This window comes from Nonomuraea sp. 3N208 (assembly GCF_052245935.1).
Taxonomy (GTDB): domain Bacteria; phylum Actinomycetota; class Actinomycetes; order Streptosporangiales; family Streptosporangiaceae; genus Nonomuraea.
Genome location: NZ_JBQQBR010000002.1, coordinates 275,888 through 301,161, shown reverse-complemented (window position 1 = coordinate 301,161; position 25,274 = coordinate 275,888). Strand labels below are relative to the sequence as shown.

The 25,274-nt window shown below is 70.8% G+C and carries 25 protein-coding genes and 1 pseudogene; 4 read left to right on the top strand and 22 right to left on the bottom strand.

Annotated features, from left to right (window positions below):
• Positions 1–91 precede the first annotated feature (91 nt).
• The 16 genes from ACTWPT_RS03795 to ACTWPT_RS03720 all read right to left on the bottom strand — a co-directional run bounded on the left by ACTWPT_RS03795 (position 92) and on the right by ACTWPT_RS03720 (position 16,373).
• Positions 92–679, bottom strand: a complete 588-nt coding sequence (locus ACTWPT_RS03795) for a hypothetical protein (protein ID WP_443175803.1) — start codon at positions 677–679, stop codon at positions 92–94.
• A gap of 103 nt (positions 680–782) precedes the next feature.
• On the bottom strand, positions 783–1,589 hold the full coding sequence (locus ACTWPT_RS03790) for a hypothetical protein (RefSeq protein WP_443175802.1): 807 nt from the start codon (positions 1,587–1,589) through the stop codon (positions 783–785).
• Between the two features lie 854 nt (positions 1,590–2,443).
• Positions 2,444–3,148: a VIT1/CCC1 transporter family protein gene (locus tag ACTWPT_RS03785; protein WP_443175801.1), complete on the bottom strand. Its 705-nt coding sequence runs from the start codon at positions 3,146–3,148 to the stop codon at positions 2,444–2,446.
• The gene (lgt, locus tag ACTWPT_RS03780) at positions 3,145–4,452 is read right to left on the bottom strand and encodes a prolipoprotein diacylglyceryl transferase (protein WP_443175800.1); all 1,308 of its coding nucleotides are present in this window, start codon (positions 4,450–4,452) and stop codon (positions 3,145–3,147) included. The genes ACTWPT_RS03785 and lgt overlap by 4 nt, the downstream gene beginning before the upstream one ends.
• 26 nt (positions 4,453–4,478) lie before the next feature.
• Positions 4,479–5,237, bottom strand: a complete 759-nt coding sequence (locus tag ACTWPT_RS03775) for a DsbA family protein (RefSeq protein ID WP_443175799.1) — start codon at positions 5,235–5,237, stop codon at positions 4,479–4,481.
• Positions 5,234–5,710, bottom strand: coding sequence for a DoxX family protein (locus ACTWPT_RS03770; RefSeq protein WP_443175798.1), 477 nt, complete (start codon positions 5,708–5,710; stop codon positions 5,234–5,236). Before ACTWPT_RS03770 ends, ACTWPT_RS03775 begins: the two co-directional genes overlap by 4 nt.
• A gap of 204 nt (positions 5,711–5,914) precedes the next feature.
• Positions 5,915–9,754: an endo-alpha-N-acetylgalactosaminidase family protein gene (locus ACTWPT_RS03765; RefSeq protein ID WP_443175797.1), complete on the bottom strand. Its 3,840-nt coding sequence runs from the start codon at positions 9,752–9,754 to the stop codon at positions 5,915–5,917.
• A 159-nt stretch (positions 9,755–9,913) separates the two neighbouring features.
• Positions 9,914–10,708 (bottom strand): tryptophan synthase subunit alpha, encoded by a 795-nt coding sequence (gene trpA / locus ACTWPT_RS03760; RefSeq protein ID WP_443175796.1) that lies wholly within the window; start codon positions 10,706–10,708, stop codon positions 9,914–9,916.
• Positions 10,709–10,937: 229 nt separating this feature from the next.
• On the bottom strand, positions 10,938–12,143 hold the full coding sequence (gene trpB / locus ACTWPT_RS03755; protein ID WP_443175939.1) for a tryptophan synthase subunit beta: 1,206 nt from the start codon (positions 12,141–12,143) through the stop codon (positions 10,938–10,940).
• A gap of 38 nt (positions 12,144–12,181) precedes the next feature.
• Positions 12,182–13,021 (bottom strand): indole-3-glycerol phosphate synthase TrpC, encoded by an 840-nt coding sequence (gene trpC, locus ACTWPT_RS03750; protein WP_443175795.1) that lies wholly within the window; start codon positions 13,019–13,021, stop codon positions 12,182–12,184.
• Positions 13,022–13,139: 118 nt separating this feature from the next.
• Positions 13,140–13,571 (bottom strand): DUF2752 domain-containing protein, encoded by a 432-nt coding sequence (locus ACTWPT_RS03745; protein WP_443175794.1) that lies wholly within the window; start codon positions 13,569–13,571, stop codon positions 13,140–13,142.
• A 46-nt stretch (positions 13,572–13,617) separates the two neighbouring features.
• Positions 13,618–14,154, bottom strand: a complete 537-nt coding sequence (locus ACTWPT_RS03740; protein WP_443175793.1) for a CD225/dispanin family protein — start codon at positions 14,152–14,154, stop codon at positions 13,618–13,620.
• Positions 14,155–14,308: 154 nt separating this feature from the next.
• Positions 14,309–14,920: a DUF4190 domain-containing protein gene (locus ACTWPT_RS03735; protein WP_443175792.1), complete on the bottom strand. Its 612-nt coding sequence runs from the start codon at positions 14,918–14,920 to the stop codon at positions 14,309–14,311.
• Between the two features lie 113 nt (positions 14,921–15,033).
• Positions 15,034–15,630: a Trp biosynthesis-associated membrane protein gene (locus tag ACTWPT_RS03730; RefSeq protein WP_443175791.1), complete on the bottom strand. Its 597-nt coding sequence runs from the start codon at positions 15,628–15,630 to the stop codon at positions 15,034–15,036.
• Positions 15,631–15,639: 9 nt separating this feature from the next.
• Positions 15,640–15,996 carry a phosphoribosyl-AMP cyclohydrolase gene (gene hisI / locus ACTWPT_RS03725; protein ID WP_443175790.1) on the bottom strand — a complete coding sequence of 119 codons (357 nt, stop codon included), beginning with the start codon at positions 15,994–15,996 and terminating at the stop codon, positions 15,640–15,642.
• A 35-nt stretch (positions 15,997–16,031) separates the two neighbouring features.
• Positions 16,032–16,373, bottom strand: a complete 342-nt coding sequence (locus ACTWPT_RS03720; protein ID WP_443175789.1) for an STAS domain-containing protein — start codon at positions 16,371–16,373, stop codon at positions 16,032–16,034.
• Positions 16,374–16,541: 168 nt separating this feature from the next.
• Here ACTWPT_RS03720 and ACTWPT_RS03715 point away from each other — a divergent pair, with 168 nt between their 5' ends.
• Positions 16,542–16,925 (top strand): ATP-binding protein, encoded by a 384-nt coding sequence (locus ACTWPT_RS03715; protein WP_443175788.1) that lies wholly within the window; start codon positions 16,542–16,544, stop codon positions 16,923–16,925.
• 3 nt (positions 16,926–16,928) lie between these two features.
• Here ACTWPT_RS03715 and ACTWPT_RS03710 read toward each other — a convergent pair whose 3' ends face one another.
• Entirely contained in the window at positions 16,929–18,710 is a 1,782-nt protein-coding gene (locus ACTWPT_RS03710) for an ABC transporter ATP-binding protein (protein ID WP_443175787.1), read from the bottom strand.
• Positions 18,707–20,533, bottom strand: a complete 1,827-nt coding sequence (locus ACTWPT_RS03705; protein WP_443175938.1) for an ABC transporter ATP-binding protein — start codon at positions 20,531–20,533, stop codon at positions 18,707–18,709. The genes ACTWPT_RS03710 and ACTWPT_RS03705 overlap by 4 nt, the downstream gene beginning before the upstream one ends.
• Before the next feature lie 117 nt (positions 20,534–20,650).
• On the opposite strand from ACTWPT_RS03705, the gene ACTWPT_RS03700 reads away from it, so the two are divergent.
• The 3 genes from ACTWPT_RS03700 (at position 20,651) to ACTWPT_RS03690 (ending at position 23,289) form a co-directional block, all read left to right on the top strand.
• Positions 20,651–21,280 (top strand): TIGR03085 family metal-binding protein, encoded by a 630-nt coding sequence (locus ACTWPT_RS03700; protein ID WP_443175786.1) that lies wholly within the window; start codon positions 20,651–20,653, stop codon positions 21,278–21,280.
• A gap of 425 nt (positions 21,281–21,705) precedes the next feature.
• A complete protein-coding gene (locus ACTWPT_RS03695; RefSeq protein ID WP_443175785.1) occupies positions 21,706–21,867 on the top strand; it encodes a hypothetical protein in 162 nt (53 codons plus the stop codon).
• A 60-nt stretch (positions 21,868–21,927) separates the two neighbouring features.
• Entirely contained in the window at positions 21,928–23,289 is a 1,362-nt protein-coding gene (locus tag ACTWPT_RS03690; protein ID WP_443175784.1) for a glutamine synthetase family protein, read from the top strand.
• Positions 23,290–23,321: 32 nt separating this feature from the next.
• Here the strand turns inward: ACTWPT_RS03690 and hisF are convergent.
• The 4 genes and pseudogenes from hisF to ACTWPT_RS03670 form a co-directional block, all read right to left on the bottom strand.
• Positions 23,322–23,777 (bottom strand): annotated as a pseudogene (hisF, locus tag ACTWPT_RS03685) (imidazole glycerol phosphate synthase subunit HisF); the annotation flags it as partial.
• Positions 23,774–24,184 (bottom strand): Rid family hydrolase, encoded by a 411-nt coding sequence (locus ACTWPT_RS03680; protein ID WP_443175783.1) that lies wholly within the window; start codon positions 24,182–24,184, stop codon positions 23,774–23,776. The pseudogene hisF and the gene ACTWPT_RS03680, both read right to left, overlap by 4 nt.
• 20 nt (positions 24,185–24,204) lie before the next feature.
• Positions 24,205–24,927, bottom strand: coding sequence for a bifunctional 1-(5-phosphoribosyl)-5-((5-phosphoribosylamino)methylideneamino)imidazole-4-carboxamide isomerase/phosphoribosylanthranilate isomerase PriA (gene priA, locus ACTWPT_RS03675; protein WP_443175782.1), 723 nt, complete (start codon positions 24,925–24,927; stop codon positions 24,205–24,207).
• Positions 24,928–25,266 (bottom strand): hypothetical protein, encoded by a 339-nt coding sequence (locus ACTWPT_RS03670; RefSeq protein ID WP_443175781.1) that lies wholly within the window; start codon positions 25,264–25,266, stop codon positions 24,928–24,930.
• Between the last annotated feature and the right edge of the window lie 8 nt (positions 25,267–25,274).

The following is a 25,274-nucleotide window of genomic DNA, read 5'->3' as shown; positions in this document are numbered from 1 at the left end:
ACGACGAACCGAGCGGCGCTCAGCACGACGAACCGAGCGCGCTCAGCGTGACAAGCCTGGGAGCCTCGCCACGGCCCCGATGTGAGAGTCGTCAGGTCGCGGCGACGATCCGCCCCTGGACCACACGCCCGAGTCCGTCCAGCGCGACGAGGGCGGCGACCAGCTCCTGAGCGGGCGCCGGGCCGCCGACCCAGCTCACCGTCACGTAATGGCCCATGGCACGGGCCTGAGCACGGCTGCCGGCGGCGTCGAACATGATGCCCTGCCGTACAAAACCGTCCTTGCCCAGCGCCGCCACCAGCGCGTCGGCCGCCCGCCCGTCGCTCAGGTTGAAGATGACGAACTGGCCCGCCACCGCGCTCCCCTTGTACGTGCCCTGCAGCGCTTGCGTGCACCCCATGGCGGAGGTGCCCCAGAGAACCTCGTCACAGTCGGTGAACTCCTGCGTGGAGTCCAGGCGCATGGTGCCCAGGGTCCGGTTGGCGGGGGTGAAGACCTCTTGCCCGGTCAGCGGCTCGGAGTCGTTCTGGCGGTTGTCGATGGCCGTGTAGAAGGCGGACGTGGATTCGCCGTGGAACGCGGTCGGCCGCGGATCGTCACGTCGCAACCACAGCCACCCGACCACGGCGATGATCACTACGTTGGCGATCACGACGGAAATGACGACACGTCGGGACATCAGCCGACCGCTCCCCTGCAGCTGACAACATGACGGACCCGCATGACCCGGCCGGGCGTCGGGACAACGGTGTGGCGACCGCGGACGCTTGGCTCGGCGGACATCAGGAGGACGGCCCCGTGATGGAGACGACGCGGCGGTAGACGGCCTTCTCGGCCCCGCGCAGGGCCAGCGCGAGCGAGACGAAGTCGTCCTTGGCACCGGGCTCGGTGCCGTCGATCCTGCCGAGCCAGACCAGGCCGACGTAGTGGCCGAGGGCGTAACCGCCCGCCTCGGAATACCCGCCCGCGGGAAAGGCGCCTTTGGACGAGGTCAGGGGACGTGCCCAGCCGCCGCGGTAAAGGGTCCTCAACGACTCGACCAGCCCGGCGGCCGACTGCCCGTCTTTCAGGTTGAGCAGTGTGTACTGGCCGACGTAGCGGCCGTCGGAGCTGGCGTAGAGTCCTCGCGCGACCTGAGTGCATCCGGCCTCCGACACCTGTTCGAGGAGGTTCTCGCCCCACAGTGCGGCCGAGCAGTCGGCGTCAAGCCGCTTGGCGACGAGCTTGAGCTTGAGCTTCTTGGTCACCGCCAGCTCACTCTGCGCGAATACCTCCTTCTCCGTGAGCGCCCGGCCGTCCTTGGTCCTGTCGGCGACTGGGTCGAACAGCTTGGGTGAGCCCCACCCGCGGAACACCTGCGGCAACGCGGTGTCGGCATCCGGCACGGCGGCGCCGGCCTGCCGTTCCGGCGAGTAGTCACCGATCGACCCGAGGATGGCCACCAGTCCGACGCCGCTCGCCAGCACGCCGACGACCGCGGCGATGATGACGAGCAGCCGCTGCCGCTCAGGGCGCATACCCCAGTCGGTGAGCAGCGGGAACTGCCAGTCGGAGCGCGGGGTACGCCGCCGCTCGCGGGACGCGGCCACTGCCTGGCCGCCACCCTCATCGGTGCCTCCTGCCGACCGGCCACCGTCATCGATGCCGGAAAACAATGGGCCGTCATCGTCGCCGACGTCCGCCGGCCGACCGCCGTCGCCCCTGCCAGACGCCGACCGACCTCCGTCAGCGCGACGAGACGCCAACCGGCCGCCGTCGGCGCGACGAGAGGCCGACCGGCCGCCGTCCGCACGAGGAGAGGCCGACCGGCCGCTGTCGTCGAAATGAGCCGCCGACGGCCCGCCGTCACCGAGGCCCGCCGACGACCGAGCGTCTTCGCCAAAGCCCGCCGATGACCGGCTGCGCCTGCCGAGGCGGGACGACGACCGACGGCCCTCGCCCGCATTCCCCAGCGACGCACCGCTCTCACCACCTGGGGTAGCGGGGTAGCCGCGCGGATCGGCATTCGCCGCCGTCCCGCTGCCGGCAGCCGCGGCCCGTTCACCGCGGTCAGCGCTGGTGATCGAATGGCGGCCATCGACCGGCGCTGCGTTGCCATATCCAGCCGCCGGCAGGGGACCGGCGGAGGCAGCGTTGCCATATCCGCCCGCCGTCGGCTGAGGGCCTCCGGCGGCGCCGCCATGCGCACCCGCCGACCAGCCGCCGTACTCGCCACCAGCAACCTGGCCGACGCCGTCCATGCCCGTTAACGAACGGGCACCACCACCCGGCACACCGCGGCCGGGCACTCCGCCGCTGGGCGCGCCGCCACCCGGCTCACCACCGCCGGGCACGCCACCGGCCGGCACACCACCGCTGGGCACGCCGCCGCTCAGGCCCGTCTCGTCCGTCCCTGGTGCCGGACGGCCGCCCTTGTGTCGGGATCCGGCTCGTCTGCGGGCCATCACAGCCCCGTCGCCCCGATCAGATTGCCCACGCCGAACGTGACCCCGGCCGCCACGGCGCCCACCACGAGCTGGCGCAGTCCGGAATACCACCAACTGCGCGCCGTCACGGCCGACACCATCGCGCCCGCCGCGAACAGCGCCACGCAGGACACCACTGCCGACACCACCAGCCCCTCGGCCCCGAACACGTACGGCAGTAGCGGCAGCACCGCCCCTACCGCGAAGGACAAGAACGACGACACCGCGGCCACCATCGGCGACGGCAGCTCACCGGGGACGACGCCCAGCTCTGTGCGGGTGTGGACCTCCAGCGCCGGGTCCGGGTTCTGGGAGATCTGCCTGGCCACTTCGGCGGCCAGTCCCGGCTCCACACCCTTGTCGACGAAGGTCTGAGCCAGTTCGGCCCGCTCGTCGTCGGGGTGGCGGTCGAGCTCGCGCCGCTCGACGGCGATCTCGGCCTGGGCGAGCTCACGCTGGCTGGCCACCGAGACGTATTCGCCGCCCGCCATGGACAGGGCCCCGGCGGCCAGTCCGGCGACGCCGCCGAGGGCGATGACCTTGGTGTTCGCGGTGCCCCCCGCGACACCCGCGATGAGCGCGAAGTTCGACACCAGGCCGTCCATCGCGCCGAACACCGAGGGCCGCAACCAGCCCCCAGTGACGTCGCGATGCTGGTGGTGCGCCTCCGCGCGGCCACTCATCGCGAATTCTTCTCCTTGGTCACGGCTTCAGGCCGCTCCGCGGTCACCTCTTCGGCACGGTCGGATTCGGCACGGTCGGCAGCGGCCGCGTCCGCGTCCGCAGGGGCGGAGGTGTCCGCGTCCACAGGGTCAGAGGTGTCCGCGTCCACAGGGTCAGAGGTGTCCGCGTCCGACACCTCAGAGGCGTCCGCGGACCCGGCGGACCCACGGGATCCGGGGGCGTCGTCCGAACGGCCGTCCTCGGTCCCGCTGTCGCCAGCCTCCCCGCCCCCGGGCGTGCCGCTCTCGTCTGCGCCGCTCTCCGCCGCGGTGTCAGCCGATGCCTTGCTCCCGTCCTCGCCGGTCGCTTCCGCGGCGTCATCGCCCCGCTCGGCCGACTCCGTCGTGGCGGGGTCGCCGTCCTCGGTGGTCGAGTCCGGGGAGTCGGCGTCGGCCTGATCGGCCGGGTGTGCCGGGTCCGCCACGGCGGGCGACGGCGGCACGACCACCTCGACCCCCTGCTTGTTCCTGGTCGCCCAGAAGTAGACCAGCGCCCCGACGAACAACACGATCGACGTCCACTGGTTGATCCGCAGCCCGAGGAACGTCACCGCGTGGTCCACCCCGCCGACCGGGTCGATGCGCAGCCCCTCGATCCAGAAGCGGCCCAGCGTGTAGCCGGCGACGTAGAGGGCGAACAGCCGCCCGTAGTGCAGCGCGAACTTCCGGCCCGCGAAGATGAGCGCGAAGCCGAGTGCCACGTCCCAGATCGACTCGTACAGGAAGGTCGGGTGGTAGAGCACGCCGGGCTCTCCCCCGTGGTCGGCGTCGATCTCCAGGCCCCACGGCAGCGTGGTCGGCGAGCCGTAGAGCTCCTGGTTGAACCAGTTGCCCCACCGGCCGATGCCCTGGGCGAAGGCGATGCCGGGCGCGACCGTGTCGGCGATGGCGCTGAAGGAGAGGCCGCGCCTGCGCACGGCCAGCCAGACGCCGAGGGCGCCGAGCGCGATCGCGCCCCAGATGCCGAGGCCGCCCTCCCAGATGAACAGCGCCTGGTAAGGCTCCTTGATCGCACGGCTGCCGAAGTAGGTCTGCCAGTCGGTGATGACGTGGTAGAGGCGTCCGCCGATAAGGCCGAAGATGACCGCGGGGACGGCGATGTCGACGATCGTCCCCTTCTGGCCGCCGCGGGCGCGCCAGCGCCGCTCGCTCAGCCAGACGGCGACGACGACGCCGAGCACGATGCACAGCGCATAAGCCCGGATCGGGATGATTCCGAGATACCAGACCCCTTCGGAGGGGCTGGGAATCGAGGCAAGGGGCATGTCAGGTGAGGGTAGCGGAAGCGAGCCTACTTAGCCGCCTTCGTAATCGCTTCGCGCAGTTGTTGCGGGCTGAAGAGCACCGCATTGTCCACTTCCGTGCCGTTCAACTTCACCGTCGGCGTATGGGTCAGCTTCTGGTTCTGCATGATCTTCTCGCTGTACGACAGCTGCGCCTGGGTGTTCTTGCCCGAGGTGACGCACTGCTCGAAGTCCGGCGCGGTCACCCCGGCCTCCTTGCCCCACTGCACGAGCTGTCCGTTCTTGAAGCCCTCGACGGTCTCGGCCGGCTGGTTCGCGAAGAGCAGGTCGTGGAAGGCCATCCACTGCTTACCGTCCGCGATGCACCTGGCGGCGCTGCCCGCGCGTACGGAGTTGGACTTGGTCGGCTCCTGAGAGAAGATCGTGATGGGGTGGTAGACAACCTTGGCCTTGCCCTCGGCGGCGAGGTTCTTGAACGTCTGCCCGCTGACCCGCTCGGCCTCCTTGCAGGCCGGGCACTGGAAGTCCTCGTAAATGTCGACAACGGGCTTCGTGACGCCGCTCTTCGCCATCACGACGCTGCCGTCGGGCTGCGGGGTGATCGGCGCGAGCGCGGTGGAGGCCTCCTCCGATTGGGATGTGCTGGCCGCGTACCACCAGCCGAGCCCGACCGCGGCCACCGCGACCGCGCCGGCGGTCACGTACGTCACCACGCGCCGGCGCTGGTCGCGCACCCGTGCCGCGGCCTGCTGCTCCTTGATCTTGTCGCGCGCGGACTTCGTCTTCGCACGGTCGCCCTTGCTCATCGCTGGTCCTCCTCGTCGTCTGCACTGTCGCCCCCCAGGCCGAGGGCGCCGTCGAGCGCGAAGCGGCCCGGCGGGAAACGGACGGTCCAGGCGCCGAGCAACACGAGGCCGAAGTCACGCAGGATGTCGAGCAGGTAGGTGGGCTCCTGCCCCTTCCCCAGCTGGCCGCCGCCGCCGAAACAGCCGCAGTCGATCCGCAGGCCGTTCGCCCACGCCCAGGCGATGCCGAACACGAACGCGAACATGAGCAGCCCCGCGATCACGGCGGCCACCCTGGTCAGCAGACCGACGACCAGCAGCACGCCGATGACGATCTCCAGGATCGGCAGGATGTAGCCCACCGGGACGGCGATCGACTCGGGCAGCAGCTGGTAAGCCTTGACCGCCACGACGGAGTCCGACGGGTTGCCGATCTTGAGCGCGCCCGCAACGATCAGCACTCCGCCCAGAACGAGCCGCGCGACGGTCGTCACCCAGGGTACAGCTCTCCTGACATTGTGTGATGGCTGCGACGCGGCCACGGGTCACTCTCCTCTGCCTCTGTGCCGGGAGGCGCACAGTACCGGGATCCATCCGACCACGCCGGGGATAAGCGTCAGCTAAGCGGGATTTCCCCACTCTGACCTGCGGCCTTTACGGCTGTTACGGGCATGGGATCCCGATGCGGACTCCCGGGCTCAGCCGCAGGTGAACCTGGCCTCCCCCCAGTCGGCGTGGTCGTTGCCGTTCCCGTCGCCCGCGTCGTCGGCCACGAGGTCGACGTACCTGGCGTCGGTCAGGTCGGCGACCAGCTCGTACGCCGGGTCGGCGGCCCGCAGCACCGGGCTGCGCGCCCGCTCCACGCCGTCGGCGACCACGCCGAACCGCACCGACCCCCGCGTTGCCTGCACGTCGTCCACGCCGACGAACGCGCTGAACCCCGAGCACCGCCCGTTCAGGTAGAAGCGAATCTTGGCGGGGGCGTGCGTGCCGAGCCCCTTGGCGAAGGTCCGCCCGCCGATGACGATCGGCCCGCCGTCGGCCTCGCCGGTGTCGCCGTTGGACCGATCGCGCTCGACGGGCCCCCAGCCGTTGTCGGCGCTGACCCACTCCAGGTCGCCGGCGTAGGCGTCGGCCTGGGGCGGCGGCGGAAGGGTCCGCACCCGTGCCGAGGCCGTCAGCGTCCTGGCCGCGCCCCTCACCGTGTAGGCCACGGTGGCCTTCAGGTCGTAGAAGCCGTAGGGGGCGTCGGCGGGCGGGGTGACCCTCCAGGCCGTGGTCAGCGTGGCGCCGGGCTCGATCGTGCCGGTCCCGTCGCCGGTGACGGCCCATCCCTCCGGCACGTCCAGCGAGACCCGCACGTCCTGGGCCGCCGCGTCCTCCAGGTTCGTGAACACGGTGGTGACGTCGTTGGCGGCGCCCTGCTCGAACGCCGCCGAGGCGGGCGTCAGCTCCAGCGACCCGCATGCCTGCGCGTCCTGCGCGGGCCCGAGGTCGGTGACGGAGAAGTCGTCCAGGATGAAGTCGGCCCCGGCCTGCTCGGGCCGGAGCGAGCGCAGCCCCACCCACACGTCGCCGCAGCCGCCGACCACCCGCTCGGTGAAGGTGTCCGTGGTCCGCCGCTCCGGGATCGGCGTGCGCCGCGTCTCCACGCTCGCGCCGCCCGCGTCGTAGCCGGTCACCCACTGGTACGTGTCCGCCTGCGTGTTCTGGTAGCTGAACGACACCTCGTACGCGTGCCCTGGCTCGAACCGCGCGGTCCACGGCAACGTACGGTAGATCAGCCCCTGCCGCTCCTCGTGGGCCTTGAGCGACCAGTCGCCGTTCAGCACGTCGTCGACCGCCTTGCCGTTCCACCCGGACTGCGTGTACGGCTCGTGCCGCTCGGCCAGGTGCGTGCGCGCGTCGAACGACCCGCCCGCGTCCCCCTTCACGAACGGCCCCCACCCGGGCTCGGCCGACTCGAACGTCTCGACCCGGCCGGGCGGCTCCCGCCGGAACACCCGTACGTCGTCCACCCGCACGTCCCCGGCCGCGTCGGCGGCCGTGATCCGCATCGTGGCCGCCTCGCCTGCCGCCGTGAACGTGACCTTGACCCGCTGGAAGTAGGTGTCGTGCTTCTCGTCCGAGGCGATGTAGTTCTTGGCCGTGGACCGGTCGATCGTCACCGCCGCCCCACCGGCCTCGAGCGTGGTCGCACGCGTCTTACCCGGCTCGACCTCGACGAACGCCGACGCTGTGTACGTGCGGCCCGGCTCCAGGCCGGTCAGCCGCTGCTCAAGCCGTGCCTGGGCACCGCCGGCCAGCCGGGCCACCCGATGGCCCAGCCCGTTCGTCTCGACGCTCACGGGCCCGATGACCCGCCATCCGTCGAGGCGGTCGCCGTTGAAGCCGGGGTCGCGCACGCCACTGCCCTGCCCCCATCCGGGATCGGGCTGCTTGGGCGCCTTGCCCGGGTAGAGCACGTACGGCACGCCGGCCTCGGCCCGCAGCGTGATCTTCCCGCCCGCCGGGGTGACCGTGCCCGCGGGGACGCGGCCCTGGTCGGTGAGCTTGTAGACGGTCATCGGCCGGTCGGCGTCCCATGTGGTCTCGCCGCCCGCCGGGTTGTAGTGGTAATGCCTGCCCTGCCACGGCAGCAGGTACGTGCCGCCGTCGAGCACCTTGCGCCCGCCCGCGAACCACTCCCGCCGGCCGTTGCTGTTCGTGCCGCGCACCCCGCCGGTGAAGACGATCTCGTCGGCGTTCCAGTCCATGATCTTGTGGTGCTGCAGGAACTTGGCAGGCAGGTTGTGCTCCCAGATGTTGCGGAAGAAGGCGGTGAAGTCGTTCTCCGCCGTCCAGCCCTCGAACTCGACGATGCGGGCGTTGCCGAGGATGGGATGCGCGTTCCAGACGTCCTTCTCGTCGTTGCGGATGAACCGGATGATCTGCGAGTTCAGCCCTTTGTTGGTGACCCCGCCGTAGTTGAGGTCGTTGGCCCAGTGCGCCCACAGCGACGACCGTTCGAGCTTGTCCGACCATTCCGTGGTGACCTGCCAGCCCTGCGCGCGCAGCTCCGCGAGCGTACGGTCGGCGACCCAGCCGAACGGCCGGAACACGTCCACGTACAGCACGGCGAGATTTCTGTCGGCCTCCTCGCGCAGCTGCCCGAACCTCCTGGCGAGCGTCCCCCTGGTCAGATCGCCGCGCTGGTCGATCAGGTACGCCTGGTCGAGCCAGTTCCAGCCCTTGGTGTCCTTGTTGACCAGCTGCTCGCTGAAGTTCTTGGCCTCGGGGTAGGACTCGGTGGCGTTGACGTGCACGCCGAACGTGGCGTTCCACCCCTTGCCGGCCTTGAGCAGCGTGTTCAGGTCCTTCAGGCCGCCGGCGCGGCGGTTGTAGTTGCCGCCGTAGTCGGGGTGCGCCGCGTCGTGCCCCTCGGACTGGTAGCCCTTGAGCAGCGCCAGCTGGCCGAGCCCGTCGGTGGCCAGCGAGATCCGCTTGACGTCGTCGAGCGTGCGCAGGAACGGGTGCGTGGCCTGGCTGGAGAAGTTGAACGGGATGTGGATCACCACCCGGTCCCTGGTCCGCTCAGCGCCGAGCGCTCTGACGCCGATGCCCCGGAACGCGACCGCGCCGTCCTGCCAGTCCAGCGTCCCGTCGCCGTTGGCGTCGGGGGTCACCACGACCTTGGCCCAGGGCGCCTCCTCGGTGAACGGCGAGCCCGCCGCCCGGTACGTCCACTGCCCGCTCCACACCCCCACCGTGACCGTGCCTGCCGCGTCCTTCCTGGCCTGGTGCCAGAACCTGGCGGCGTCCCGGTCGGTGACGCCGGAGGGACGGTCGTAGGTGGAGTTCGACTCGATCGCCGCGGCCAGCCGGTCGGTGTTCACGATCGCATACGTCGCCCCGACCGGGGCCGCGTCGGCCGCGGTGTCCCCGGTCACCTGGGCGAACACGTCCGCGGTGCGGGTCGAGTTCGGGTCGAGCCTGGTGAACGCGGTGGCGGCGCCCGGCTGCCCGCTCGAGACCGACACCAGGTCGTGGCCGGGCAGGTCGATCGTGCCGACGCGGAACGCCTCGGTGTCGGACACCGAGTCGATCCTGAACGTCGTCACCCGGCCCTTGACCCCGATGCTCGCCCCCAGCGCGACACCCTGCAGGTCGGGGAAGGTCAGCCGGTAGCTGGCGGTCGCGCCGTCGTTCCCGGTCAGTGCCACGGTGGCGGTGCGCGGCTGGCCGTTCAGCACGACGGCGGGCACGCCGGCGCCGCCGCCGAGCGTCGCGCCGCTCGCCAGGTCGGTGTACCGCAGGACGCGCGGGAAGCCCGGGTCCAGCTCGACGCGCAAGTCCGCCGACGTGATCGCGATCGGCTCGGCCACCTGGGCGGGCCTGGGCGACAGGTTCTGCGCCGTGGGGCTGGGCGGCGGCGGGCCGGTCGGCGAGGAGTCAGGGGATGGCAGCTCGTACGTGGGCGACGGAGCTGGGGTGGGCGGGGCGGCCATGGCCGTGGCCGCGAGTGCGAGGGCTGCTAAGACAACGGGACCTTGACGCATAGGTGTCCTTCCGGGTCATGCGTCACACCGCTCGGGAGCCCCGATCATCACCCGGCACGGCACGCACGCCAAGGACCTACGCGCCAGATCTTTGCATCTTCTGACAAAAACGGTAAAACGCGGCCCCCGGGTCACCGGGAACCGCGCTCCGCGAACACGTCAGCGGCGCACGCCCTGCGCCATGTCCTTGGCCAGCGCGGCGATCGACTCCCGCCCGGCCGCCTCGTCGGGCGCGTCCAGAACGCGCCGGATGAACGCCGACCCCACGATGACCCCGTCGGCGTAGGCCGCCACCTCGGCCGCCTGCGCGCCCGTGCCCACCCCGAGGCCCACGCACACCGGCAGATCCGTGTGCGCCCGCGTCCGCTTGACCAGGCCCTCAGCGGCTACGTTGACGCTCTCCCTGGCGCCCGTGACGCCCATCAGCGACGCCGCGTAGACGAAGCCGGTGCAGCAGTCGACGACGGCCTTGATGCGCGCCTCCGTCGAGCTGGGCGCCACCAGGAACACCGTGTCGATGCCGGCGCTCGCCGAGGCCGCCCGCCACGGCTCGGACTCCTCGGGCGTCAGGTCGGGCGTGATCGTGCCCACGCCACCGGCGTTGGCCAGGTCGCGGGCGAACCGCTCGGCGCCGTACTTGTCGACCGGATTCCAGTACGTCATGACGAGCGTGGCGGCGCCGGTGGCGGCCACGCCCTCGACCGTGCGCATGACGTCGGCGATGCGGGTGCCGTTGGTCAGCGACCTGTGCACCGCGTCCTGGATCGTCGGCCCGTCCATGAGCGGGTCGGAGTAGGGCAGGCCGATCTCGATGACGTCGCAGCCGGCCTCCACCAGGGCCGCCGCGGCGGCGACGTCGCCACCCTTGGAGGGGAAGCCCGCGGGCAGGTAGCCGACGAGCGCGGCCCGGTTGTCCGCCTTCGCCTTGGCGAACACCGTCTGAAGAGTCGTCATGTCTGTCCGTTTCAAAGGTCTGATCCCACCATGATGCCCTGCCGTCGCACCGGCCCGAAATCCCCCGCGCCGCCGAGACGGCGCGAGCCCGGCCCGGCCCGGAGCTGCACCGCACGGCCTCCCGCGCCGGCTGCACGCCTGCCGTGCCTCGGCGGGCGGGTCGCGCCGGGGTCAACCGTCGCCTGCGCCGGCGGCCAGGCCGCGAGCCCGGCCCCAGTGCCGGCCCGGCCTACAAGCCGAAGTACTTCATCGCCGTGCCCATGTCCTTGTCGCCGCGCCCGGAGAGGTTGACCAGGATGGTCGCCTCCGGGCCGAGCTCGCGCCCGAGCCGCAGCGCGCCCGCCAGGGCGTGGGAGGACTCGATGGCGGGGATGATGCCCTCGGTCCTGGCCAGTAGCGAGAACGCGGCCATCGCCTCGTCGTCGGTGACGCCGTGGTAGGTCGCGCGTCCCGAGTCCTTGAGCCACGCGTGCTCCGGACCGACGCCCGGGTAGTCGAGCCCGGCCGAGATGGAGTGGGACTCGATGGTCTGGCCCTCGTCGTCCTGGAGCACGTAGGTACGTGAGCCGTGCAGCACGCCGACCGAGCCGGCGGTGAGCGTGAGCGCGTGCTCGCCACTCTCCAGGCCGTGCCCGGCGGCCTCGTAGCCGTGCAGCTGGACGCCCTCGTCGCCGATGAACGCGTGGAAGATGCCGATCGCGTTGCTGCCGCCGCCGACCGCCGCGCACACCGCGTCGGGCAGCTTGCCGGTCAGCTCCAGCATCTGGCGGCGGGCCTCGACGCCGATGATGCGGGCGAAGTCGCGCACGATCTCGGGGAACGGATGCGGCCCTGCCACCGTGCCGAACAGGTAGTGGGTGGTGTCGACGTTGGTCACCCAGTCGCGGAACGCCTCGTTGATGGCGTCCTTCAGGGTCTGCGAGCCGTTCGTCACCGGCACCACGGTGGCGCCGAGCAGCTTCATCCTGGCCACGTTGAGCGCCTGGCGCTCGCAGTCGACGGCGCCCATGTAGATGACGCACTCCAGACCGAGCAGGGCCGCGGCGGTGGCGGTGGCCACGCCGTGCTGGCCTGCGCCGGTCTCGGCGATCACCCGCTTCTTGCCCAGCCGCTGGGTCAGCAGCGCCTGGCCGAGCACGTTGTTGATCTTGTGGGCACCGGTGTGGGTGAGGTCCTCGCGCTTGAGCACGATCCTGGCGCCACCGGCCTGCTCGCTGAAGCGCAGCACGTCGGTCAGCGTGGTGGGCCGGCCCGCGTAGGTCCGCAGCAGGTGGTCGAACTCGCGCAGGAACTCCGGGTCGCTCTTGGCCTTGTCGTAGACCGCGGCCACCTCGTCCAGCGCCGGGATGAGCGCCTCGGGCACGAACCGGCCGCCGAAGATGCCGAACTTGCCGTGCACGTCGGGGTCGTCCCCGCGCGCGCCGTTGCCCGCCAGGTCCGCGGCGGTCAGGATGGAGCCTTCGTTTGCCACTGCTATCCCTCTGCTGAGTGGTCGGGGCGCGTCGACGGATGAGCGCCGGCGGTCACCAGCGCCTCCACTGCCTTGCGCGGGTCCTTGCCGGTGACCAGGCTCTCCCCCACCAGGACGGCGTCGGCGCCGCCCCTCGCGTAGGCGAGCAGGTCGTGCGGGCCGCGGACGCCCGACTCGGCAATCTTGATCACATTATCGGGGATCTTCGGCGCCAGCTTCGCGAAGACCTCGCGGTCGACCTCGAGTGTCTTCAGGTTGCGGGCGTTGACCCCGATGACCCGGGCGCCGGCGGCGACTGCCCGCTCGAGCTCATCCTCGGTGTGCACCTCGACGAGCGGGGTGAGCCCGATCGACTCGGCCCGCTCGATCAGCGACACCAGGGCCTCCTGCTCCAGGCAGACGACCATCAGCAGCGCCAGGTCGGCGCCGTGGGCTCTGGCCTCCCACAGCTGGTAGGAGGTCAGGATGAAGTCCTTGCGCAGGATCGGGATGTCGACCCTGGCGCGGACCGCGGCCAGGTCGTCGAGACTGCCGCCGAACTTGCGGCGCTCGGTGAGCACGCTGATGACATGAGCGCCGCCGGCTTCGTAGTCGGCCGCCAGCGCGGCGGGGTCGGCGATCGCGGCCAGCGCGCCCTTGGACGGGCTGGACCGCTTGACCTCGGCGATCACCGAGATCCTGTCACCCCCGAGCGCGGCCATCGCGTCTCTGGGCGGCTGCGCCCGCTCCGCCCGCTGCTTGAGCTCGTCCATGGACACAGCCTGCTGACGTGCTGCGAGGTCGGCGCGCACCCCGTCGAGGATGTCGTCGAGGACACTCGGCCCTTCCGTCCGCTCACTCACGCGCTGGGGTCCCTCCGGTCGACTGTGGGGGTGGCTGAGAGTTCGCGTCGCGTCCGCTCTTCAGCCTGTCCTGCGATGGTATCGGCCCCCGCGGGGTCGCCTCACCACAGGGGCAGGACTAGGGGGCGAGGAACGCCCCGAACGGCAGGTTACGGACAACCCAGTACACCATGACGACCCCGAGGAAGGCCCACAGCCACGCCGGGTGGGCGAGCGTCGTGCGTCTGGGCCTGCCCTGCCAGGCGCGTACGACCCACCTGCCCCACCAGAACAGCAGGAACGGGATCATCACCACCGCGAGTGGATTGAGCCCGAGCGCCGCGACCGGGTCTAGGTGGGCCAGGGCGTGCATCGAGCGCAGCGTGCCGCAGCCGGGGCAGTAGAGGCCGGTGAGCCACAAGAACGGGCAGGTCGGGTAGTGGCCGGGCTCGTTGGGGTCCACCGCGCCCACGAACGCGAACACGACGCCCGTCCCGGCCGCAACACCGAGCGGCGCCAGCAGGCCCTTGAGCCGGTCGGTGCCGCGCCGCTCGGTGGTTGCGATACCCATGTTTCCAGTATCCGCCTTCCCTGTCGCCGGTCGTCCTCGTACCGGCCTAGTACGAACCGGACGGCAGGCTCGAGGCGGCGATGAGGAACACGACGATGTAGAAGATGATGCCCAGCACGATGGCGATGGCGCCGAAGATGAGGCTGCGCTTCCACCAGGTCTTGGCCTCTTCGGCCGCCTTCATCGCACCCTGGAAGTCACCGATCTGCCATTTCTGGTTCACCTGCGACGACTTGACGATCGCCACGATGCCGAAAGGCAGGCAGCAGAACAGCGTGGTGAGGATAGCAGGGACCAGCTGGTTGTCCGGCGGCTGCTGCCCGCCGTAGCCACCGCCGCTCGGGGGCTGCTGCCCATAGCCGCCACCCCCGTAGCCACCGCCGCCGCTCGGCGGCTGCTGGCCGTACCCGCCGCCGTAGCCACCACCACTCGGGGGCTGCTGCCCATAGCCGCCACCCCCGTACCCGCCGCCGCCGCTGGGCGGCTGCTGGCCGTAGCCACCACCACTCGGGGGCTGCTGGCCGTAGCCGCCGCCGGGCGGCTGCGAGCCGTAGCCGCCATCGCCCTGGTTACCGTAGGTCATCCTGTGACTCCTCAGTTAGTCATCTTTGTGGCGAGTGCGCGGCAGCCTAGCGAGAAACCATCTCCTACGTGGAGCAACACCCAATCTGCGGACAATTCGTAATCGGAACGCAAGCGGTCCGTCACGGTCCGGCTACGCAGATGACAGTTACTCGTCAGTAGTCCACGGAGGAAGAGGCGGCGGCGCTGAGGCCGATCAGCGACAGCAACATGCCGCCGAAAATGAGCCAGCACAGGAGCCACAACACGACCGTGATGTACGACGTGACGAGGCCCGCCACGGCCATCCCCTGGCCCTCCTCACCCGTGCGCTTGATCTTGTTGAGCGCGACGTGGCCGAGGATCACACCGGGGAGACTGGTCAATCCGCAGAAGATCAGGCCGATGATGCCCAGGACGAGCGAGGCCACCGCCATACCGTTGGTCGACCTGGGCTGCTGCGGAGGGCCGTACTGGTTGTAGCCGTAGCCCCCGGGCTGGCCGAACCCGCCGCTGGGCGGCAGCTGGCCATAGCCGAGCTGCTCCTGCGGATAGCTGGGCGGCTGCTGCCCATAACCGCCGTAACCACCACCGCTCGGAGGCTGCTGCCCATACCCGCCGCTGCTCGGAGGCTGCTGCCCATACCCGCCGTACCCGCCGCTGCTCGGCGGCTGCTGGCCGTAGCCGCCACCGCCATGGCCCCCGCCGCTGGGCGGCTGCTGGCCGTATCCTCCGCCGGGCGGCTGTGCGCCATAACCGCCGTTTCCGCCCTGGTCCCCGTAGCTCATGCGCCTGGCTCCTACTGTTCGTGGCGAGTTGCAACGGCAGCTTATTGAGGAAGCGGCGGGCAAGCCGACGGAGGTTCAGAACAGTGAATAGTTCGTGACATTGGGCCTTGTGGCTACCGGGTGGGGTCGTCTCCCCGGTCGAGGGCGTCCCAGAGCGCCTTGTCGTCGTGCGCCGGCGCGGCGGGGCTCACGCCGCTCTTGTCCGCGCGAGCTCCGCCGCGCTCGTACCGGGCGGACATGCCCGCCCACCTGCCGCCGCGCACGATCGCGACGGCTCCCCCGGCGATCATCAGGGCCGCTCCGGCGCCCGCCACAATGGGCCAGAGCGGGGCGATCTCCCAGGTCAGGTGCCCGAGCGAGGTGCGCAGCGCGTTGCGCTCGGTGACCCAGTCGGTCACGGTGGCGCCGTCGAGCGCCGTCCACGCGCCCCAGGCCCCGCCGACGCCGCAGAGGGCCAGCAGCACGCCGACGGCGCGGCGGCCCGCGCCCTTGGTCGCCAGCACGGCCACCACCCCGGCCAGCCCGGCCAGCGCCACCGGCGTCAGGACTGGGCTGAGGTCGCCGCCGGTGGGCGCGATCGCCGCCGCGTGGGCGACCCGCGCCCACTCTCGCCCGGCGGCCAGCAACACCAGGAGACAGCCAAGGACGGTCAACGCGAGCCAGGCCCACAGTTCCCTGCGGGCCGTCGGCGAGCTGCCGCTGGAGTCCATAGGGCGCACCTAGCCGAGCGCGATCTCGAGCTGGTCGGCGTCGAAGCAGGTGCGATCGCCCGTGTGGCAGGCGCCGCCGACCTGGTCGACCTTGACGAGGACGGTGTCGCCGTCGCAGTCGAGCGCCACCGACTTGACGTGCTGGACGTGGCCGGAGGTGCCGCCCTTCACCCAGAACTCGCCGCGGCTGCGCGACCAGTAGGTTGCCTTGCCGGTGGTGAGCGTCCGATGCAGCGCCTCGTCGTTCATCCAGGCCAGCATGAGCACCTCGCCGGTGTCGTACTGCTGGGCGATGGCGGCGACGAGGCCGTCGGTGTTGCGCTTCAACCGTGCGGCGATCTTGGGGTCGAGGGACATGGCATCCATTCAACCAGCCCCTTCAACCGGCCCGCTCCCGTGCCTCAGGCCAGGGCCTGGGAGAGGGTGTCGTAGATCGGGAAGAGCGGAGCCAGGTTGGTCCTGCGCAGCCGCCGCAGCACCTGGCCGTCCGGCGCGACCAGCGCCATGCTGCCGTCCCGCGCGCGCAGGTCGGCGAGCTGGCGCACGAGGACCCCGAGCCCCGTCGTGTCGATGAACGTCAGCGAGGTCAGGTCCACCACCAGCCGGGGACCGTGGGTCTCCACCGCCTCGCCCAGGCACCGCCGGACCTCGGACGCGTTGTCGACGTCGACCTCTCCCGCCAGGCTGACCACCACGAGCTCGCCATGTCGGCGTCGCGTCATCTCCAGCACATCCACACTCATGCTCCTCATCCCCCTGCCCACGTCGGCGCGATCTGCGGCGCGTGGACGGCCCCGGCCGAAAAGGTACACCGATCAGCGTCACATCACGGTGGGTTTTGCAGAGAATGCACTACGTAATGGCGTGGCGCGGGGTATTTTCTTCGGCGACACGTGCTAGGAGGAGCCGCCATGCACGTATGGTGCGCGAGCTTCGCGCGCGGGCGGGTCACGGATTTGCGCAGGGCGATCGCGGAGCACGCCGCCTACGAGGGGATGACGGGGCGGCGCCTTGAGGACTTCGTGCTGGTGGCCAACGAGATCACCACCAACGCGGTGGTGCACGGCGGCGGGCACGGGCGGCTGCGGCTGTGGGCGCACGGCGGGCGGCTGTGGTGCGAGGTGAGCGACGACGGGCCGGGGCTGCCGCCGGGATGGCTGGGCGACATGCGCCCGCCCGCGGGGTTCGAGAGCCGCGGGCGGGGGTTGTGGCTGACACGGATGCTGTGCGATCACATCACGATCGTCTCGGGGCCCCGGGGGACGACCGTGACCTTCGCCGCGGTCTGCGAGTGATCGTCACGAGTGGGCGGCGGAGACCCAGGAGGCGTGCAGGTCGGCGTACACGCCCTGCTCGATCACCAGCTCGGCGTGCGAGCCGCGCTGCACCAGGCGGCCCGCGTCGAAGACCAGCACCTCGTCGGCGTTCTCGGCCGTGGACAGGCGGTGGGCGATCGAGATGGCGGTGCGGCCGCGGGTGACGCCTTCGAGCGCGCGGGCCAGCCGTACCTCCGTGGCCGGGTCCACCGCCGAGGTGGCCTCGTCCAGCAGGAGCAGATCGGGGTCGGCGAGGTAGGCGCGGGCCAGGGCGACGAGCTGGCGCTCCCCTGCCGACAGCGACTCGCCCCGCTGGCCGACAGGCGTGTCCAGGCCGGCCGGCAGACCCTCGAGCCAGTCGGCCAGGCCCAGCTCGGTCAGCGCGAGCTCGATCTCCGCGCGGGTGGCATCCGGCTTGCCATAACGGATGTTCTCCTCCAGCGTCCCGTCGAACAGGAACCCGTCCTGCGGCACCATGACGATGCGCTCGCGCAGCGAGGAGAAGCGCACGTCGCGCAGGTCGTGGCCGTCGATCGTGACCCGGCCTGAGCCCGGGTCCATCAGCCTCGTCAGGAGCTTGGCGAACGTGGTCTTGCCCGAGCCGGTCTCCCCCACCACCGCGATGCGGGAACGGGGCGGGATCTCGAGCGTGACCTCGCGCAGCACGGGGGCGCCGCCGGGGTAGGAGAAGTGCACCTCCTCGAAGGCGACGGAGATGGGGCCGCGCGGCAGCTCCACACCCTTGTCACCGGGGTCGGCCACGTCCGCCGGCGTGTCGAGCACGCCGAGGATGCGCCGCCAGCCGGCGACGGCGTTCTGGGCCTCGTTGAGGACCTCGGTGGCGGTCTGCAGCGGCGAGACGAACAGCGTGACCAGGAACAGGAACGCGACCAGCTCGCCCTGCGTGATGTCGCCCGACAGGCCCAGCCGCACCCCGAGGAGCACGATGCCGGCGATCGCGATGGCGGCCACGATCTCGGTCAGCGGGAACACGAAGCCGACGATGGTCTGCGCCCTGACCTGGGCAGACCTGTTGGCGTTCACGGACTTGGCGATGCGCTCGGCGGTACGCCGCTCCGACGCGTAGGCGCGGATGACGGCGGCGCCGACGACGGATTCGCTGATCGCGGCGAGCATGTCGCCGGTGCGCTCGCGCACCACCGTGTATGCCCGCGACAGCAGCCGCTGGAAGCGCGGCAAGGCGATCATCAGCGGGATGAAGCTGGCCCATACCAGGAGCGTCAGCTGCCAGGAGTAGACGAACATCAGCACCGTCGCGACGAGCAGCTGCCCGAACGCCACGATGATCATCAGCCCGCCCCATTGCATGAAGGTGCTGATCTGATCGATGTCGTTGGTGACGCGCGAGACCAGGGACCCGCGACGCTCGGTGTTCTGGGTGAGCACCGACAGGTCGTGCACGTGCCTGAAGCCGCGGACCCGCAGGGTCGCCAGTGACGACTCGGTGGCCTTGTAGAGGCGGACGTTCATGATGTATCCGGCAAGCGCCGTCAGCACGACGGCCGCCGCGCACACCAGGACGGCTCCGGTGATGTACGAGATGTCCGGGACGCCGCCCTTGAGCCCGGTGTCGATCGTCTGCTGGACGGCGATCGGCACGATGATCTTGCCGACGGTCGCGACGACGGCCAGGATCATCGTGCCCACAAGTCCCTTGCGGAACTCGGGCGTCAGCGACAGGCCCGTGCGGATGGTGGCCAGCGCCGAGCGACCGGAGTCGCGCTGGATGCTCTGCGCCGTCATGCGCTGACCTCTTCTTCCTCTCCCGCCGTCACTTCTTCCTGTCCCTCCAGGACGTCTTCTTCTGTCAGGACGTCGATGGCGGCATGCTCGGCTTCCTCGCGTTCGTAGGCGGTCACCAGGTTGCGGTAGCCGGCGCAGCGGGCCAGCAGTTCCTCGTGCGGCCCGCGGTCCACGACCCGGCCGTGGTCGAGGTAGACGACCTCGTCGGCGAGCGCGATCGTGGCCATGCGGTAGGCGACGACCACGACGGTTGAGGCCTCGGCGGCGTCCCGGAGCCCGTACAGGATCCTGGCTTCGACCTGGGGGTCCACGCTGGAGGTGGCGTCGTCGAGCACGAGCAGGCGCGGCCGGCGCACGATCGCGCGGGCCAGGGCCAGGCGCTGGCGCTGACCGCCGGACAGAGTCGCGCCGCGCTCGCCGACGCGGGTGCCGAGGCCGTCGGGCAGCCTGGCGACGAAGCCGTCGGCCTGGGCGAGCCGCAGCGCGCCCCACACGTCCTCGTCGGCGGTCTCCAGGCCGAGCGCGACGTTGCCGCGCACGGTGTCGTCGAACAGGAACGTCTGCTGCGGCACCAGCGTCACCGACGCGGCGACGCCGCCGTAAGCCAGCTCCCGCAGGTCGACGCCGTCGAGCACCACCTGTCCCGTGTCGGGGTCGACCAGCCGCACGAGCAGCTGCACCAGCGTGGACTTGCCGGATCCGGTGGGCCCGACGAGGGCGACGGTGCGGCCGGCCGGCACGTCGAAGGTGACGTCGTGCAGCACCTCGGCCTCGCCGTAGCGGTACGACACGCCGCGCACCTCCAGCTCGGCGGGCGCGGATGAGGTCGTGGCGGCGTCGCCGTACGCCATGGAGCCGGTGGCGTCCAGGACGGCCTGCACCCGCTCCCAGCCGACGACGCTGCGCGGCAGCTCCGCCAGCACCCAGCCGAGCGCCCTGATCGGGAAGGACAGCAGCGTGAACAGATAGGCGACCTGGATCAGGTCGCCGGCGACGATGGAGCCCCCGGACAGGCGCAGGGCGCCGACGGCGAGCACCGCCAGCACGCCGATCGTGGGCAGCGCCTCCAGCATCGGGTCGAACAGCCCGCGTACCCGGCCGACGGCGATGTTGGCGTCGCGCAGCTCGTGGGCACGGCGCAGGAATCGCTCGGTCTCCAGGTCCTCCCTGCCGAGAGTCTTGACGACGAGCGCGCCGTCGAAGCTCTCGTGCGCGATCTCGCTGACCTCGGCGCGCAGTTGCTGCGCGCGGGTGGCGAGCGGGCTCAGCTTGCGCTGGTAGACGAGGTTGAGCACGGCGATGGCCGGGAAGATGAGGAAGCCGACGAGCGCGAGCACGAGGTCGGTGAAGATCATCGCGATCGCCGCCGTGACCAGCATGACGACCACGCCGATTGCCATCGGCAGCGGCGCGAGCGGCGCCCAGGCCGCCTCGGCGTCGGCGCTGGCGTTCGACAGCAGCTGCCCGGTGGGGTGCCGGTGGTGCCAGGACAGCGGCAGCCGCAGGTACTGCTGGGTGACATCCCTGCGCGACCTGGCCTGCATGCGGTACTGCATGACCCCGGCAAGGATGCGGCGGCCCGCCACGCCGAAAGCCTTGAGCAGCGCCGTGCCGATGATGAGGAGCATCCCGGTCCACAGCGCGCCCGAGGCCACCTCGCCCTCGGCGAAGGCGGGCAGCAGCACGTGCTGCGTGGCCCAGCCGAGCGCCCAGGAGGAGGCCACGGTCATGCCGCCATAGACGGCGCTGGCGAGAACGGCCAGCGCGAAGACCGCCTTCTCGGTGCGAATGGCCACCCCAAGGACCCGTAGTCCTTGGCGCATGACGGCCGAGGTGACCTTGCTCGCCACTCGGTAGGCTCCCCTCAGCTGACTTCTCTCTACGCAAGTCACTACATCACCTCTGATCAACCAGTTATTCCCACAGGTAGGGTTGACCACGTGACTCACGCTCGTGGCGAACGCGCCGCGCTCTGCGACCTGCTCGACCGGCTCGGGCCGGACGCGCCGACGCTCTGCGCGGGCTGGACCACCTACGACCTGGCCGCCCACCTGGTGCTGCGCGAGCGCCGACCCGACGCGATGAGCGGGATCGCGCTCAAGCCGCTGGCCGGCTACACCGCCTCGGTCCAGAACGGGCTCAAGGCCAAGCACCCCTACCCCGAGCTGGTCGGCATGGTGCGCAAGCCGGGCGGCGTGTACGGACTGCTGCCGTTCCTCGACGAGGCCGTCAACGCCCTGGAGCTCTTCGTGCACCACGAAGACGTGCGCCGCGCCCAGCCGTCGTGGGAGCCGCGCGAGCTGCCCGCCGACCTCGATCGGCTCATCTGGAAGCGGGTGTCGAGCGGCGCCAGGCTGATGCTGCGCAAGTCGCCCGTGGGCGTCGTCCTGCACCGCCTCGGCGGCGGCGTCGCGCTCGGCGGCCCCCGTCAGGGCCCCCGGGTGGAGGTGACGGGGACGGCCTCCGAGCTGCTGATGTTCTGCTTCGGCCGCCAGGAGCACGCCCGTGTGGAGCTCACCGGGGACCCCCACGCCGTCTCCCAGCTGCGCAAGGCTTCCCTGGGCATGTAGCCCTTCGTCGGCATGCACGCCCTGCCGCTGTTCTCGCTGCTGATACTGGCGTTGCCGACGCGCCGCCAATCCTGCGCGGCGAGCAGGTCAGCTTCTACGTGGCCGCGCCCTTCTGGGCGCTGATGATCCTCACGCCCACCTGGCGGGTCAACCAGCTGGTCACCGGCTCGCCGCCGGGGCGCCGGCCGCGCCGGCCATGCGGTGGGCCCAGCTCATCGCCTGGGATCTGCTCATGGGCGGAGGATGTACCTCGACAGCCGGGAGCGGAAACCCCGGCGCGCCAAGTGCTCGCACACGAAGTCAAGCCTTTACCATGGCATAGGAAAGGAAGCCCCCGGTTAGGATCATGAACATCTTCACAGAGGATGCCAGTGATCGCCCAGATCCGGGTATATACGGCTGGGAATGGACTGCAGGAGGCCCCCATGCAGGTCAAGAAGGTGATCACCTACGCGGCTGTCGCGTTCGTGGTCTTCTACCTGTTCACCCGGCCGGCCCAAGCCGCCGACGCGGTCAACGGTGTATTCGACGGAATCATCCAAGGAGCCAATCAGCTGGCGACATTCTTCTCCAGGGTTCTGGCCTAACGACGGTTCTGCCTGCGGCAGATGCTTCCCCGCGCTGCCAGATCGTGCTACGCAGGCAGGATGAGAGATCGCCCGAGCGGCACCAAGATCAATCAGCTTGATCCGAACGTGCGGCGCATCCTCGAGCGCGCGGAGCTCGAGGGCATCGAGCTGATTCGTTTTCTGTACGCCGACCACGGTGGCGTCATTCGTGGAAAAGCGGCTTCCCGATCACGGTTGGCCGAACGGCTCAACACCGGCATCGGGCACACGGTGGCCATGATGGCGATGAACATGCTCGACCAGCTCCAGGACGTCGAGCACATGGGTCCGGTGGGCGAGGTGCGCATCGTCCCCGATCCCGCCACGTACGTTCCCTTGCCCCACGCACCCGGCGCGGCGGCAATGCTGTCAGATCTGCGGCGGCCGGACGGCTCGCCGTGGGAGGCGTGCGCGCGCACGTTTCTCAAGAACGCGATCGCGGAGCTGGCCACGGAGGGTTACACGCTCCAGGCGGCGTTCGAGCCGGAGTTCACCCTGGGCCGCCGCCTGCCCGACCCTACGGGGGGACCGGACCGGCTCATGCCGCTCGACGACTCGCTCTGCTACGCCAACACCGGGTTCGACACGGCGCACGACTACACCGTGAAGCTCATCCACGCCCTGGAGACGCAGGGCATGCGCGTCGAGCACTACCACCCGGAGCTGGGGCCCGGCCAGCAGGAGCTGTCGATCAGGCATGCGCCCGCGCTGCGGGCAGCCGACAACCACGTCCTGTTCAGGGAGACCGTGCGCGGGGTGGCCCTGCGCATGCAGATGTGGGCCACGCTGGCCCCCAAACCGCTGGCCGACCAGGCCGGCAACGGCGCCCACCTGCACCTGTCGCTGTGGAGCGACACGCACAACGTCTTCGCCGACGACGGGGAGGTGCGTGATGGCTTCATCGGCGGCCTGCTCGCCCACCTGCCCGCCCTGACCGCGCTGACGTGCGGCAGCGTCAACAGCTTCCGCCGCCTGGCACCCCGCATGTGGTCCAGCGCGTACGCGGTGTACGGCCCCGACAACCGGGAGGCCGCCGTCCGCGTGTGCTCGCCGCTCGGCGAGACCGGCGAGCCGAACCTGGAGCTGAAGCCGTCGGACTCCTCCGCCAACCCGTACCTGTCGCTGGGGGCCGTGATCCATGCCGGGCTGGACGGGATCAGGCGCAAGCTCGATCCGGGGGCGCCCGTGGACGTGGACCCCGACACGCGGCCCGGCCAATACTCGCGCCTGCCGTCGTCGCTGGACGAGGCATTGGACGCGCTCGAGGCCGACGAGTTGCTCATGGAGGCGCTGGGGCCGCTGCGGCGCAGCGCGTATCTGGCCGTCAAGCGGTCGGAGGCCGCCGCGTTCGGGGTGAAGGACGTCTCGTACGAGCTGTTCAACCACATGCGGGTGTTCTGAACGCCGCCCCGCACCGCCGCCTCAGGGCACAGCCCGGCCCGCCCGCCGTGCGTGGTCACCTCGAAGCCACTCGGCGTGCCGGGAGCGCGCCGGGCGTCCACGGACAACACGACGCACTGGGCGCCGAAGCGCCGCGACGCCTCAGTGAGCAGCTCGGGCCGGGCGATGGCGGCCGTGTTGAGCGACACCTTGTCGGCGCCGGACCGCAGCAGCCGGTTGACGTCCTCGACCGAGCGCACCCCGCCGCCGACGGTGAGCGGGATGAACACCTGCTCGGCGGTCCTGCGTACGACGTCGAGCATGGTCTCGCGCTCACCGGACGAGGCGGTGATGTCGAGGAAGGTCAGCTCGTCGGCGCCCTCCTCGTCGTAGCGCTTCGCCAGCTCGACGGGGTCGCCCGCGTCGCGCAGGTTCTCGAAGTTGACGCCCTTGACCACACGTCCGGCGTCCACGTCGAGACAGGGGATGACTCTTACCGCTACGGTCATGCTCGCAACGCCTCGATTTCGATCTCGACCAGCATTCTCGGGTCGACCAGGCCGGCCACCCGTACTCCCGTGCAGGCGGGACGCACCTCGCCGAACACCTCGGCGATGGCCCGCCCGACGAGGTCGAAGTGGCGCTGATCCACCACGTAGTAACGGACCATGACGACGTCCTCGCGGGTCAGCCCGCCCGTCAGGACGGCCGCGAGCGCGATGTCGATCGCGGTCAGGCTCTGATGGTAGGCGTCGCCGACGTGGCGTACCTCGCCGTCGACCGTGGCCGTGCAGCCGGAGACGATCACCCGCTCTCCGACGACCACGGCGCGTGCGTAGCCGTACTTCTCCTCCCAGATTCCACCCGAGAACACCCTCGGCCCGATGCTGTGCATGCTGACGCTACCGACGCTCATTCCGCCCCCTCCCGGCGAAGTCACCCGCGCACCGCGGCAAGCGCGTTTTCCAATGTGAACGCGTGAGCGTACAGGGCACTGCCCACAATGGCGCCCTCCAGTCCGTCGGGGACGAGAGAAGCGAGTGCGACCAGGTCATCCAGGCTGGAGACGCCGCCGCTGGCGACCACCGGCTTGTCGGTACGGGCGCAGATCCGGCGGTAGAGGTCGAGATTGGGGCCCTGAAGCATGCCGTCCTTGGTCACGTCGGTGACGACGTAGCGGGGGCAACCGTCGGCCTCCAGCCGGTCGAGCACCTCCCACAGGTCGCCTCCCTCCTCGGTCCAGCCGCGGGCGGCCAGCTTCGTGCCGCGCACGTCGAGACCGACCGCGATCTTGTCGCCATGCTCGGCAATGGCCTTCCGGCACCAGTCGGGCTTCTCCAGCGCGGCGGTGCCGATGTTGACCCGGCGGCAGCCCGTGGCCAGCGCGGCGGCCAGCGACTCGTCGTCGCGGATGCCGCCGGACAGCTCCACGTTGACGTCCAGCCTGCCGATCACGTCGGCGATCAGCTCCCGGTTGCTCCCCCGGCCGAACGCGGCGTCCAGGTCCACCATGTGAATCCACTCGGCGCCCGCCTCCTGCCAGGCCAGCGCGGCGGCGAACGGCTCGCCGTAGCCCTTCTCGGTCCCGGCCACGCCCTGGACCAGTTGAACAGCCTGGCCGTCGATGACGTCCACGGCGGGCAGCAAGACGAGCGACATTCAGATCCTCCGGTCGAAGGCGAGGGTCACGACAACAGGTACGAGCAGCACGGACAGGACGAGGACGGCGAAGCTGGCGAAGAACGACCCCCACAGCAACCAGACGACCGCCTGGACGAGCAAGAACCCGAGCGCCACCAGGGCGTTCTGGGCCCGCTGGCGGCGCGCCAGCAGGCCGCCCTGGCGGTTGAAGCGCACCGGGCGCGGCGTGAGCCTGACGATCGAGCTCCGGAAGGCGCGGCGGCGGGCCAGGCGCGCCTGTCGCTCCTCGTTGGCCCGGATCGCGCGGGCCCGCTCGGCCTCGCGCTCGGCCCGGCGGCGCGCCCGCTCCTTGCTCACCGCGCCCG